The following is a 12,933-nucleotide window of genomic DNA, read 5'->3' on the forward strand; positions in this document are numbered from 1 at the left end:
TGGAGAACGAAATAATTATTATTCATATAGACCTAAAGGTAAATCGAAAGGCCGTCGTAACCTAAGTGGATGTTTTCAGGCAACTTAGCTTCTACATCCTTATGGCGTCCAAGTTTGTGAGAAATATGAGTGAAATAGGTTTTCTCAGCCTTCAATTCTTGAGCAAGTTCTATGGCTTCATGCAAAGTAAAATGCGAAATATGTGGTTCATTTTGTAGTGCATTTAATATCAGCACTTTGGGATTCATGCACTTCTCCTTTTCCTCATCTGATATATAATTGGCATCAGTGAGATATACGAAATCATTGATTCTAAATCCGAATACGGGTAGTTTGTAATGTAAGACTTCAATAGGAGTGATGTTAATTCCCTCCACTTCAAATTCCTGATTGGTGATTTCAAAAGTTTTCAATCGAGGTATTCCAGGATATTTGAACGCTGCAAATATGTAAGCAAATTCTTGTCTTAGTTGCTCAATTACCTGTTCCCTGCCATATACAGGCATGTCCTTGTTGTACTTGAAATTGTAAGGACGCACATCATCTAAGCCAGCGGTGTGGTCTTTATGTTCGTGCGTAAATACTACAGCATCCACCCGCTCTACTCTATTTGTGAGCATTTGCTGTCTGAAATCTGGGCCTGTATCTATCACAATACATTTGCCTTCAATTTCAATCAATGCTGAAGTACGCAGCCGTTTATCTCTAAAGTCAATAGAAGAACAAACCTCGCAATGACAGGTGATTACTGGAATACCTTGAGAAGTGCCCGTACCAAGAAGAGTTACCTTCAAAATTTAAGTTCTGTTTGTATTATTTCATCGTAAAGTTTACGATTTGATAAACTGAAGTTTACCGTACTAGGTTCTATCTCTCTAAGTATTTCTATTAGGCAATTCACTTTTCCTTCCAGAGGATAATACTTGTTGACCACAGCTACTTTATTCTGTTTCAAAAGACAATAACCTGATTTGAAATTGCCTTTTTCATAACGCAATATGTAGTCGGATTCCGCAAATATATCCTCTAGTTTACTTAGGAAGGATTTAGTGTACTTGATCTGCATTATTATGCATCCACATATTTTTTAACGTATTCTACCATTTTATCAAAGTTCAATGGCTTTTGCAAATATTCATTTACACCAGCATTTTTGAAATCTTCAGGTTGATAGTTTTTGTAATTACCAGTGATTACAATAATTGGAATGTTGGCAATTTTTGGATCTTTATGCGCACGGATCGCTTTTGTGCATTGCATGCCATCCATTACTGGCATATTGATGTCCATAAGGATTACATCAAAAGTCTCATCTTTTAGTATATCTAAAACTTCCTGACCATTACGAGCTACGACTAAATCGTATTTTTCGTATTCCATTATCTTTTTGGTAAGATTTATAATAATGGAACTGTCTTCTGCAATAAGTACTTTTTTAGATTTCTCCATTTCATTAGTTTTATTAAGTCAATAAATTTCGATAATTAATTCTGAATTCTAAAAAAAAGTCTTCAAGTTCTTGAAAATGCTGTCTCCAATTTTCGAAATTATTTTCTTTTGTCCTAGTTTCCAGCTTTTTAGCGCAAGTGCTCAGTTTGTCTGCACCTACACTTCCTGCATTTCCTTTTAACGTATGTAAGATACTTTTAGCAATACTAGCTTCTTTATTTGGTTCTACCTTCTTGAGTTGCGAAATAAGTGCACTGGTTTCTTCAACAAAATTCTCATAGATCGGTAACAAATCAGCTTTCCCACCATATTTCGAAAGCTTTTGAACCACCGTTTGATTTAAGATAGCCATTTTTTGATTTACCGACTTAGTCCGGGAGGATTGGCGGATTGATTTATTTCCTAGTTCTATTACTTCTTTAATATTTATGGGTTTTACCAAAAGCTCATCAAAACCAGCTTCCTTCAGTTTTAATTTCTGATCTTCACTAAAGAAAGCGCTATTGGCAACCATAATTGGTCGTTCATTGGGATCCAATTCATTTATTAACTTCACAGCAGTTAAACCATCCATAAATGGCATCTGAATATCCATTAGTACTATGTCAAATTCTTGATTTTTAATATGCTGAAATGCTTCATTTCCATTTGCCGCTAAGTTTACTTCAAATCCAGAAGTTTCCAATAGTTGTTGTACAATCTTCCTATAATTAAAATCATCATCTACTAATAATAAGGAAATTCTCTTCATTATATTAAATTCAGTAATTTTGGGTTTGTCTTTAATTAATCATTTAGCTAAAAGTAAACCACCAACTTCAATTGATTTTCAATAATTTTGAAAAACCTCTTTTGGTTATCATTAGTGGACCTACCGCTGTTGGCAAAACCGACTTGACCATTGAATTAGCAAAATTTTTCGATACGGAAATAATTTCGGCCGATTCTAGGCAGTTTTATAAAGAATTAGAAATTGCAACTGCAAAACCTTCCAGCAAGCAATTGTCCGAAGTTAACCATCACTTCATAAACTCGCTGTCCATTCATCAAAAATATGATGTGATCGATTTTGAAAATGAATCTCTTGCTACAATAGGTAAATTATTTAAAACTAAAAATATTGTCCTGGTTTCTGGAGGATCCGGCCTTTTTATTCGAGTACTATGTGAAGGTTTAGACCCTTTGCCAGAAGTCCCCGATATTGTAAGAGCCATAATCAATCAGGAATATGAGGCGGGAGGATTAGATTCGCTTCAAAAAGAACTAGCCCAAGCTGATCCAGAATATTATGCGGAGGTCGATATTAATAATCCACAAAGAGTTATAAGAGCTATTGAAATTATAAGAACTACCGGTCAGAAATTTTCATCATTTCGAAAAAAGAAGAAAGTAGAGAGGCCATTCCGTGTACTCAAAATTGTGCTTAACAGGGACAGAGAGGAGCTGTATGAGCGTATTAATATGCGGGTGGATATGATGTTTGAGCAAGGCTTGCTGGACGAAGCTAAAGAGTTATTATCCCTCAAAGATTTGAATGCCCTACAAACTGTTGGATACTCTGAGCTTTTTCCTGCCTTACAAGGGGAATATTCTATTGAGGAAGCAGATCGTTTGATCAAACGTAATTCACGGAGATATGCCAAGCGTCAACTAACTTGGTTTAAGAAGGAGCAGGATTCTCATTGGTTTCATCCCGATCAAAAGGAGGAAATTATCAAGCTTATTCGAGAAAATTTAGACGGTTTTGTAGCCTAAAGCTTTTGCGAGAAAACGTGTTGGAGCTTTTGTTATCATTTCATTGTAAACTCTGCTTTCAATAGCCAAGCTTTTCAGGAGTTTCTGCTTATCCGCTTGTAAGTTGTTTAAAGCCATTTGAGCTTGATTTTGCTGCAATATATCCTGATTAGACTTTTCATAAGAATCAATTTCAGTAATAGCACTTCTCAGCGACTTTATCATTTCAAGTCTTTTTTTCATCTGAGTAGAATTGAAAAGACTCCAAAGCAAAATGAATCCACAAATAGCAACAATAGCAGGTATAAATCCCATAGTTTTTCTAAATACTTAATATCTCAACCATACGAATAAGATCCTGGTTCAATGGTTTTTCCTTATTTATACAATCTTCAAATGACGTGTAAACTAATTCATTATTTACAATTCCAGCCATTACATTTTTCTGCCCATTTAGTAAGCCTTCGATGCCAGCCAAGCCTAATCTCGACGCCAATATACGGTCATGTGCAGAGGGCGAACCACCACGCTGTATGTGACCTAATATCGAAATACGGTGATCTTGAATTTCGGGACAAGCTTGTTTTACTTTTGCAGCAATCTCTATGGCATTTCCTTCTTCATCACCCTCGGCTATAACTATGATTGAGGAAGATTTCGCACGATTCCAGCCTTTTTGTAAGGTGTTTATAACTCCTTTTATTGAGGTTTTGGTTTCGGGTACCATTACGATTTCGGCACCACCGCCAATTCCTGATTGGATTGCTATATAACCTGAATCTCGTCCCATTACCTCAATGAAAAACAGTCTATCGTGACTATTTGCTGTGTCTCTAATTTTATCAATTGCTTCAAGTGCTGTATTTACTGCCGTGTCAAAACCAATTGTGTAATCACTTCCATAAAGGTCATTATCAATGGTGCCAGGAGCACCAACTGTAGGGATGCCAAATTCTTCGTAGAAGAGTTTGGCTCCAGTGAAAGTGCCGTCGCCACCAATAGCTACCAAGCCATCAATATCAAACTTCTTTAACTGTTCGTAAGCCTGTTTACGGCCTTCATATTCAAAAAACTCTTTGCAGCGGGCTGTTTTGAGAATTGTACCACCTTTTTGAATTACGTTACTTACTGATCTAGAGTCCATTGGAAAAATATTTCCTGAGATCATTCCTGCATATCCATACTTGATCCCGAAAATTTCAACTCCATGATAGATACTGCCACGAACCACAGCACGGATACAAGCATTCATGCCCGGTGAATCACCACCTGATGTAAAAACTCCAATTCTTTTCATAGCCTCTGTTGATATGTCATTTTTTAATGTGCCTAAATTTAGTCTTTCATATCGAAATTTAAGCTTTCTGAGATTGAATTAATCGAAAAATAACATTCTTGTTTGCTTATTTAATCTCTTTTTTTAGTCTTGCTCTTCAAAATTGAAAAACCTTGGTTTATCAAATCGTTGGTGTCTTTAGATACTTTGCTAATGTAGATGAGGAATGTGAAAATAAGAACCAAAACAGTGCCTCTAAGAATGATGTCTAATGCCAAATTTTCCAGCTCTGGTATGATGTAAGCTAATCCTCCCGCCGCTACACCAAAGAAGATTACGATGATATGAGACACCTTATAAGGCATCATCTCGAATTTTCTGTAAACAAATACTATCCTTAAGATATTGAAAATAACCACACCCAAAAAAGTGGCAAACGCTACTCCACTCAATCCATAATCCTTAATCAAAATAAAAATAAAACCGATTGTGCTGACCAGCAAAACTCCGATTAGCAAACTGTTGTATCGGTAGAATTTAGAATAGGCGATTATTCCATCTACGGCACCACCGGACATTCGCACCAAATTGCTCAGTGCAATCCAAATTACGACCCATTTGCCAGCAATATATTCGGCAGGTAAAATGCGAAAGACATTATCCAAATTGCTAATTAAGCCTGCCACGAGTAAAGTGCCTGCGATAAGTTGAATAATGCTCGTTTTTTCGTAAACATCCTTTACTTTTTTCAGGTCATTTTGAGTGATACCATCGGATACTACAGTGTATGAAATGCGATTGATAACGCGGGAGGGAATAATCACCAGTGTGCCAAAATAGAACGTTGTAGTATAAATCCCTGTAAAGGCTTCGTTAAAGTATTCGTTGATCAAAATGCCATCGATGCGTTGCAATGACAAAGCCGAAAAACCCACCAATAATCCATACAAACTTACTGAAGTGAGATCTCCTAAGCTGGTGCGATTTTTATTATTGGGTTTAGCCGCAATATAAAAATTGTGAATACTTGTAAGGTAAATGATAAGGATAAACGTGGTAATTACAATTGCTGCAGCATAATAATAAATGTACTGATCGAAGGCAATAAGCTCGAAAATGACAGCTGTAAACGGAATAAGAATTAAAATCCGCTGAATGAAATCCTTGAGGAATACTCCAGCTGCTGATTTGTAAATGGCATTTGCGTAAGCCTCCAAATTGTAAAATAGCAAATGCGCCAAGGAAAGTGGAATTATCAGGAAAAAGTACTTTACGAAAACGGGTGAGCTTTCTCTGTTTGATTCAAGCAGAATAGGTTTCATAAATAAATAGCCCAGAAAAAAGAAGACAACACCGATAAGGCTGGCGATTATTATAATTGCAACAAAACCATTATGCCTTCCATCTTCTGTTCTATACTTCGGGAAAAATCGGATAATGGCACTTGGGAAACCTAAAGTGCCCAATTGACCCAAAATCATGCTGTAGGAAATCAACAGATTGATGGCGCCAATTTCGGCAGGAGTGAAGTACTTTGGAAATAGTATGGCAACAGTCGCAAAGCCTAATAATACCCCTGCGTAGGAGTAAATAGTGCCTTTGATAGATTGTTGTTTGATGAGTCCCAATAGCTGAAATTATTTCACGAATTTATGATAGTTTTCGCTCGAATGCATCAATAAATGAACCTGGAGTTAGGTTGATAATTCTTTGGCCTTTTTTCTTGGCGAATTTTTCAAGCGTAAAATAGGCTTCAAATGATATCACAAACTTTTGAAGTACCTCATGTAATTTTCGAGTGTCCTGGCCTTTTTTATACATTGGGTTGGCCTTGGCGCTAGCTTCGTCGTAGAAGTGCTTCTGCCTAAGCATCACCAGATTATTGTTATCTACCCACAAGTCTTTAAGCCAAGAATGATCGGCTCCTATCAAATGGATTTTTTCGTAACCCATTCGCAAAGCCATGATGATGGTAGGAATAAGGACATTATGTGGTCTTGGCATTCCTAGGCCATTATTAATAGCCCAATGGGTAAGACCTTCAAATCCTTCCACCGGAGTGTTATTATAATAATTGACATGGATCTTATTATTGCCTTGAATCTGCTTTTTCCAATGGCTATATTTTTTAGCTTCTACAGGCATAAATATTTCCAAATCCCACTGGGTATTATCGACAAGACCTTTGTAAAAGCCCGGGATAAAATCTCTGTAGAAATCATTAAGCTTTTCCAAGTAAAATTCGGGTGCAGCAGCTACCAAAAATCGCGGTTTCAATTGCGTGTACTCTTCAGTGGTACAGAAGAAATTGACAGTGAATAAATCTGAATTGGCAAGTAAAGTTTTGTGCTCTTCGATACTTTGGGTTAGTGAAGGTCCGTTGCCAAGAATAACGCATTCACGCTTTGTCTTAGCCGACAAGGGAAGTTTATTTCCAAATTTGCTCAGCAACAATATTTTAGGAATGCTCAAAGTCGATAAGAGCATTCTCTCTGCGAAAAGTTGCGGAGCCGATTTCATGGATTAGGCCTCTTGTTTTTTAGTCTTTTTCAATTCCATCATTATGCCGATCATAATCAAGGCAATTACTAGGAAATTGGAAATATTCGCCACTTGGTTGCCCGTATAATATGATTGCGGGTGGAATTTGAACTCAATACTGTGCTGTCCGCTAGGAAGCTCCATTGCCCGTAAAACGTAGTTCGCGCGGAAATGAGGAGTTTCTACTCCATCGATATAGGCTGTCCACCCTTTAGGATAGTATATTTCAGAGAAGATTGCCAAACCATCGCTAGCGAGATTACTCTCATATTTCACAAAGTTTGGTTTGATTTCAAGCAAACTGATTGTGCCATTTGCAGTGTAGCTTTTGTCTGCATCCATTTGGCTTGAAATCGCTTGATTTCTCAAATCAAGTTGTCCAAGTGCCGCTAATTCCTCATCAGCATTTTCTGCTGCATATAAATTTTCTACCAACCAAGCATTCCCATAAGCATTTGAATTGGTCAATACTGCACGTGCCGAACTACCTGCAATGAGATACTTGGTATTGAGCATATCCAAAACCGGCGTGATGGGTAGGCCAATTCCTTGGTTCTGCAATGAATCAACAATTTCTATATGCTCATCTCCCATATAATAATCGATTAGATCTTGATATCTGCGCAACTTGGCACCATGATATCCGCCCACACTTGGATGGTGATAGGATACTCGAGCATCGTTCCAAGGGTTTTGCAAATTGATAACTCTAAAGTGACCTTTGTCTTGGGAGATGAAATTATTGGCTTCTGTTTCTTGAAAAAACTGAGATTGAGTATTTGTAGAGTAATTTTCTTCATTCAAATATCTAGAGCCAACAACCAGCAAATCAGCAGAAACAAATAAAATGAGACCTATAAATAGATAGGACTGTTTCAGTTTACCAACCATAGCTACATAAATGATTGCAATACTCAACCCAATAAAAATAAGGCTTCGTACCCAATCGGATAGATACATGGAAGCTCTATCTTTTTGCAAAGCATCTACATACCAATCTGGGTATCCATTCGCCATTAATTGCTCATCAATTGGCGCACGGAAATCGAGGATTAGATATAGCAAGAACAAGATGCCTAAAATTCCTAATGTGGTAACTGAAGCTTTTTTAAAGATGGCCATTTTCAAATTACTACTTTCGATACTTAGTAGTTTTTCTAATCCTAAAATTCCTAGGAATGGAATTGTCATTAATGCAACGACTACTGCCATGGAAACGGCCCTAAACTTGTTGTATCCTGGAAAGAAATCGAACATTGCATAATTGAAGAATTCTAGATTTTTGCCCCAAGCAAGTAGAATCGAAAGGATAGTGCCAGCTATTATCCAATTTTTCTGTCTAGCGGGTAAGGCAAAAAGTCCTAAAATAAATAGAAAGCAAATAATTGCTCCTGCATATACAGGCCCTGCAGTGCTGGGCTGATCTCCCCAATAAGTAGGAACACCTTGTAGTCCTTCTTGTATCTGCTGTGGAGGGACTCTATTTTGGGTAAATACATTGAACATTTCTGAACTTTCATCGAGATTTTCAACGCTCCCACCACCATAGAAATTCGGCAGTATCAAAGTGAGTGTTTCCATCTTACCCCAGCTCCAATTAAAGGCATATTCCTTATCCAACCCAGAGCCACCTTGTACTGCAGGGTCTTGGGCAGTCAATTCACTTTGTCCGCGGATAGAATAGGAGCTATATTCTGAGGTAGTCCACAAGCGACCAAGCGACATGGTTACAGCTAATATTGCAGCAATTACTAGTAGGCCAATTGCCGGAATTTGCTTCTTCAACTGATTGTCTTTAATCATATAGAAGAGCTGAAAACCACCATATATCAGCAATAGTAAAAATAGGTAGTAAGTGACTTGCAAGTGATTCATCCGGATTTGGATACCCACAGCAATAATAGTAGCGATAAAGCCCCAATAGCGATTTCTGAAGAATGTAGAATGCACTGCTCCTAGTACCAAAGGCATAGTTGCGATAGCGCCAACTTTCCAATTGTGTCCAGCTTCGATACTTATCAAATTGAAGCTACCAAAACCATAGGCAATTGCGCCAACAATGGCCAAATAGGGTCTTACTTTGAAAACAACTAATAAAAAGTAAAAACTTAGCATTGCCAAGAAGGTGAAATTGGCCGGAGTAGGCAAATTGAGAGTCAATACATCTCTAATACCTGAAATAAACCACTCTCCATAATGGCGTGTATTTATCAAGTAAGCAGGCATTCCGCTAAACATGGAATTGATCCAAAGGCCTTCCTCACCTGTTTCAGCTCTATAATCGGCTATTTCGGTGCCAGCTGCAATTCCTTGGAGGGCATCATTCTGAAAAATCGTTTTATTCTCAAATACTATTGGTGAATAGAAGAATACACAGAGAATTGAAAAGATTAAAACGGCAATAAGATGAGGAAGAATCTGCTTTTTGAAATCAATTTTACCCATGGTGATTATTCAATTTCCTGCAAATTAAAAAAATACCGACTTACAGATGGATATTTTTAAATTAAAGATTTCAAATTGAAAAATGCGGGAGGATTATAGGTCGAAGCTTTCTAATGAAATATGCGATAAATCAGCTACATAATTGTCGATGATTTCATTAGGAGAATAGATAAATAAGAATTGATTATTAGCAATGGTATTTATTAGAGGTTCAATTATTTCGTTTGGTACAGCTGGGCATCCGAGGCTTCTGCCCAATCGGCCATTTTGCTGAGCGAACTCCTCAGTGGCATAATCCGCACCATGGATTACTATTGCTCTTTCCATGGCTTTATCGTTTAATCCTTTTTGCAAGCCATTAAGTCTTAGCGAAATTCCATGCTTGCCTTGATATACATTTGCTGTTTTGTAAAAACCTAAACTGCTTTGATAGGATTCGGGAGTGTTGGAAAATTTCTCAGCCATTAAATTTCCGCTATTGCGACCGTGAGCAACTACGGTGTGAATTAATACCTCCCGCTTTTTCAAGTCAATTACCCAAAGTCTTTTGTCAGTTGAAGGTAATCTGAAGTCGATTAGCGTAATAATATATGTGTTTTTGAATTCACCTTCTTCTGTCAATTTTATAAAGCCTTTGATTCCTTTTTCAAATAAACTGAAACTCGGCTTTTCACCAATTAGGCTTTCGTATTGGCTATTGATATAGTTTGTGATCAATCTCTCATTTGAAATTTCAAGTTCGTCTGGATTTGTGTTTGAAGCTTTGAATGAGGAAAATCCATGTAATCCTAAGAAGCATAATGCGAACAGGGCGATTCTAAATTTCATCATAAGGTTGAGTTTTTTAAATCGGTGTATGTTTAATGTATATAGCTAAATTATACTACTAAGAAATTTTTAAAACATGCCTATATTTTGCTATATATGAGGTATTTAGTTTTGAATCAATCCATAATAACCATGCTAATAAGTTCGTTTCTTTACAAGTATTTTGACATCTATGAAAGTCAATGAACCAAAGAAATACTTTAAATCATTTACTATTTAAGAGCCTTTAACTTAATGAAAATTTGAGGAATTTAGTTCAGCTCATAAATTAATCAATGATTACTTGAATTGAATGCCTGTGATAACGAGTAGAGAGACAAATGAGTATTGCAGAAGATGAATATTGTAAAGGAAATTTTATCTTTAAGATGCTTTGGCAAGTTTATGCATTTTATCAAGTAAATTTCAACATCAAACTAATTAAAAAATAGAAGCTCAGCATATTTAATTGTGAGAATGGGTGGTAAAAAAGAAAAGGCTTATTGGAGTTATTAAGTGCTCTGCATAGTTTCACTTCAGATAATTAATTTATAATTAAATATATATTGGTTATGAGATTGCTTATTTTATCAGCTATATTTTCAGTATTCTTTCAATGTACAAGTAATGAGACGAGCACTTCAGAAAGTACTATTGAAGTCGAAATGATTGATTTCAATAAATATGATCACCGGGAGTATTCTGGCTCTTTACCGGATGAGTTGGTGGCTAGCAGAAAATATATTTTACTTGAGAATAACACTATAGAAAGTCAACTAACTTACATTGGTAAGTTAAGATTGAGGCAAGGAAAGATTTATGTAATGGATCTGGTTAATCCAAACCTTTTAATATTTGATATGAATGGAAACCTTCTTCATAAATTTAATAGAAAAGGAGAAGGTCCTGGTTTTTACCAACGCATATCTGATTTTGACCTTGATGAATTGGGTAATTTATATATTCTTGACGGAGTCGTAAAACAAATATTGGTTTTCGATAGAGAATTAAATTATACATTTTCGAAGCGTCTTTCTGTAGATGCTGAAAGAATAGCTTTTGTAGATCAGGATAAATTTCTATTAGGTCTAGCACCATGGAATGTATTAGACTGGTCAGGATTTAGATTCGCATTGGCTGACAAAGATTTTAATGTAAGAGAAGCATGGCATAAATATGAAGACGATATTGACCCGAACGTTGTATTTGACTTTAATTTTGTAAAATCTGGGAATCAAATAACCTTTAATCGACCGATTGATAACAATGTCTATGTACTTTCAGATGTAGGGAGAAATCTAAAAGTTTACAACTTTGATTTTGGCTCACAAAATATGCCTGATGAGGTTAGAAGAGATTTAGAGACTCATTCAAATAGCCTGTGGAAGTATCGTTTTCTAACTAATTTAGTAGCGATTCATCATAATTACATCATGGGCACCATTGGGGAGGGGCTTATGCGCGAAAGAAACTTCCTATTAGACAGGTCTAGAAATCTCGTTTTTTTCGAAAAATCAACTGTTTCTCCGGCTACTACTGACATGACCATTCGGCAAGACTTATTATTTACCCTATCGGATATTGATGGAGATAAGTTGGTTTCATTTTTACATCCAGATAGTTACGAGAGGGCACAGGAATACGGACTTCCTCAAGAGGTTATTTCGCATTTAATGAATGAAGGCTATGTAATTTGTTTGGAAGAGTTGAAATGATCGGTTCCAATTTTCAAAGAATAGCAAGTGTCATCACATAGCTATTAGCTAAGATTTTCGCTTTTTTAACCCATGCAAATTTTGACCAATAAATCCCTTTGGAAACTCTTCAACGCCTGGGAAGCCTAATTTAATATCTCGTCCATCAGAAGGTATATATGCGGTACCAAATAAATAATCCCAAAGGCTTAACGTGATGCCAAAATTCACTCCTGTTTGATGCTCTTTTGGTAAATGATATGCATGATGCCACATATGCATTTTTGGGTTGTTGAATATGTATTTTAAAGGCCCAATATTTACCCAAAAATTGCTATGATTCCAATGCCCAACTGCGAGGGTGAAAATATGAATGATAAAGAAGTTTTCCAGATTGATGCCAATTAAAGCAAGCGGAAGGTATTCCAGTGTGCGATAAACCACGTTTTCCATCCAATGGTAGCGCAAATGAGCGGCAAATCCCATTTCCTCTACAGAGTGATGTACCTTATGAAATTCCCAAAGTCGGGGTGATTTGTGTAATAGCCGATGCACCCACCAATGAATAAAATCTCGTGCTACAAAGCCAATCAGCAAAATTGCCCAAATGGGAAGTTCTTGCACATTGATTGCCACCAAATTGGTAATGCCAATACTTGCCAAACCATCTTTAAATAAATTAACCACAACTTCTGAGGCGGCGTTATAGATGATGAGCGAGAAAAGAAAAAAATTGAAGAACATGTAAAATACATCAAGCCAAAAGTCCTTTCTAAACTTTGGCTGGTTTTTTCTCCAAGGCTTTAGCCATTCCAGCAACAGAAAAAATACTGAGATGCCTATTAGCCAATAAAAATAGTTGTAAGGGCTAGGATTTGTTATTTCATTCCAGAAATAGTTGGCATAGCCAATCCACGCATCTTTGAAAACATCTATGTATTTTAGCATTTTCTGTAAGTTACCGACCTAAAAAGGATTACTTAACTA

General features: G+C 36.5%; 13 protein-coding genes. 2 read left to right on the forward strand and 11 right to left on the reverse strand.

What is annotated here, in order from left to right; genetic code table 11:
- Positions 1-32 precede the first annotated feature (32 nt).
- From ACOXY8_RS09475 to ACOXY8_RS09490, 4 genes are read right to left on the reverse strand one after another with little or no spacing between them, the layout of a single operon-like run.
- Positions 33-794: an MBL fold metallo-hydrolase gene (locus ACOXY8_RS09475; RefSeq protein ID WP_458331337.1), complete on the reverse strand. Its 762-nt coding sequence runs from the start codon at positions 792-794 to the stop codon at positions 33-35.
- The gene (locus ACOXY8_RS09480) at positions 791-1,066 is read right to left on the reverse strand and encodes a hypothetical protein (protein ID WP_458331338.1); all 276 of its coding nucleotides are present in this window, start codon (positions 1,064-1,066) and stop codon (positions 791-793) included. Before ACOXY8_RS09480 ends, ACOXY8_RS09475 begins: the two co-directional genes overlap by 4 nt.
- 2 nt (positions 1,067-1,068) lie before the next feature.
- Entirely contained in the window at positions 1,069-1,449 is a 381-nt protein-coding gene (locus ACOXY8_RS09485) for a response regulator (protein ID WP_458331339.1), read from the reverse strand.
- Between the two features lie 13 nt (positions 1,450-1,462).
- Entirely contained in the window at positions 1,463-2,200 is a 738-nt protein-coding gene (locus tag ACOXY8_RS09490) for a response regulator (RefSeq protein WP_458331340.1), read from the reverse strand.
- Positions 2,201-2,271: 71 nt separating this feature from the next.
- Between ACOXY8_RS09490 and miaA the strand changes: the two genes are divergently transcribed.
- Positions 2,272-3,204 carry a tRNA (adenosine(37)-N6)-dimethylallyltransferase MiaA gene (gene miaA / locus ACOXY8_RS09495; RefSeq protein ID WP_458331341.1) on the forward strand — a complete coding sequence of 311 codons (933 nt, stop codon included), beginning with the start codon at positions 2,272-2,274 and terminating at the stop codon, positions 3,202-3,204.
- Here miaA and ACOXY8_RS09500 read toward each other — a convergent pair.
- The 6 genes from ACOXY8_RS09500 to ACOXY8_RS09525 all read right to left on the reverse strand — a co-directional run bounded on the left by ACOXY8_RS09500 (position 3,184) and on the right by ACOXY8_RS09525 (position 10,276).
- Positions 3,184-3,426, reverse strand: a complete 243-nt coding sequence (locus ACOXY8_RS09500; RefSeq protein WP_458331342.1) for a hypothetical protein — start codon at positions 3,424-3,426, stop codon at positions 3,184-3,186. The genes miaA and ACOXY8_RS09500 overlap by 21 nt on opposite strands.
- Before the next feature lie 79 nt (positions 3,427-3,505).
- A complete protein-coding gene (gene pfkA / locus ACOXY8_RS09505) occupies positions 3,506-4,480 on the reverse strand; it encodes a 6-phosphofructokinase (protein WP_458331343.1) in 975 nt (324 codons plus the stop codon).
- 110 nt (positions 4,481-4,590) lie between these two features.
- A complete protein-coding gene (locus ACOXY8_RS09510; protein WP_458331344.1) occupies positions 4,591-6,087 on the reverse strand; it encodes a lipopolysaccharide biosynthesis protein in 1,497 nt (498 codons plus the stop codon).
- A 22-nt stretch (positions 6,088-6,109) separates the two neighbouring features.
- Positions 6,110-6,880 (reverse strand): hypothetical protein, encoded by a 771-nt coding sequence (locus tag ACOXY8_RS09515; protein ID WP_458331345.1) that lies wholly within the window; start codon positions 6,878-6,880, stop codon positions 6,110-6,112.
- A gap of 102 nt (positions 6,881-6,982) precedes the next feature.
- Positions 6,983-9,445, reverse strand: a complete 2,463-nt coding sequence (locus ACOXY8_RS09520; RefSeq protein WP_458331346.1) for a YfhO family protein — start codon at positions 9,443-9,445, stop codon at positions 6,983-6,985.
- Positions 9,446-9,538: 93 nt separating this feature from the next.
- Positions 9,539-10,276: a murein L,D-transpeptidase catalytic domain family protein gene (locus ACOXY8_RS09525; RefSeq protein ID WP_458331347.1), complete on the reverse strand. Its 738-nt coding sequence runs from the start codon at positions 10,274-10,276 to the stop codon at positions 9,539-9,541.
- Positions 10,277-10,824: 548 nt separating this feature from the next.
- Here ACOXY8_RS09525 and ACOXY8_RS09530 point away from each other — a divergent pair.
- Positions 10,825-11,967, forward strand: coding sequence for a 6-bladed beta-propeller (locus tag ACOXY8_RS09530; protein WP_458331348.1), 1,143 nt, complete (start codon positions 10,825-10,827; stop codon positions 11,965-11,967).
- 48 nt (positions 11,968-12,015) lie between these two features.
- Here the strand turns inward: ACOXY8_RS09530 and ACOXY8_RS09535 are convergent, their stop codons facing one another.
- Positions 12,016-12,894, reverse strand: coding sequence for a sterol desaturase family protein (locus ACOXY8_RS09535; RefSeq protein WP_458331349.1), 879 nt, complete (start codon positions 12,892-12,894; stop codon positions 12,016-12,018).
- Positions 12,895-12,933: the final 39 nt, after the last annotated feature.

It is taken from the genome of Peijinzhouia sedimentorum (genome assembly GCF_049340005.1).
Classification (GTDB): domain Bacteria; phylum Bacteroidota; class Bacteroidia; order Cytophagales; family Cyclobacteriaceae; genus CAXBDP01.

What these genes read in the sequence shown, in the direction of transcription:
- ACOXY8_RS09480 (WP_458331338.1), bottom strand. Translation starts at nt 1,066, where the DNA reads ATGCAGATCAAGTACACTAAATCCTTCCTAAGTAAACTAGAGGATATA.
- ACOXY8_RS09485 (WP_458331339.1), bottom strand. Translation starts at nt 1,449, where the DNA reads ATGGAGAAATCTAAAAAAGTACTTATTGCAGAAGACAGTTCCATTATT.
- ACOXY8_RS09490 (WP_458331340.1), bottom strand. Translation starts at nt 2,200, where the DNA reads ATGAAGAGAATTTCCTTATTATTAGTAGATGATGATTTTAATTATAGG.
- ACOXY8_RS09500 (WP_458331342.1), bottom strand. Translation starts at nt 3,426, where the DNA reads ATGAAAAAAAGACTTGAAATGATAAAGTCGCTGAGAAGTGCTATTACT.
- pfkA (WP_458331343.1), bottom strand. Translation starts at nt 4,480, where the DNA reads ATGAAAAGAATTGGAGTTTTTACATCAGGTGGTGATTCACCGGGCATG.
- ACOXY8_RS09520 (WP_458331346.1), bottom strand. Translation starts at nt 9,445, where the DNA reads ATGGGTAAAATTGATTTCAAAAAGCAGATTCTTCCTCATCTTATTGCC.
- ACOXY8_RS09525 (WP_458331347.1), bottom strand. Translation starts at nt 10,276, where the DNA reads ATGATGAAATTTAGAATCGCCCTGTTCGCATTATGCTTCTTAGGATTA.
- ACOXY8_RS09530 (WP_458331348.1), top strand. Translation starts at nt 10,825, where the DNA reads ATGAGATTGCTTATTTTATCAGCTATATTTTCAGTATTCTTTCAATGT.
- ACOXY8_RS09535 (WP_458331349.1), bottom strand. Translation starts at nt 12,894, where the DNA reads ATGCTAAAATACATAGATGTTTTCAAAGATGCGTGGATTGGCTATGCC.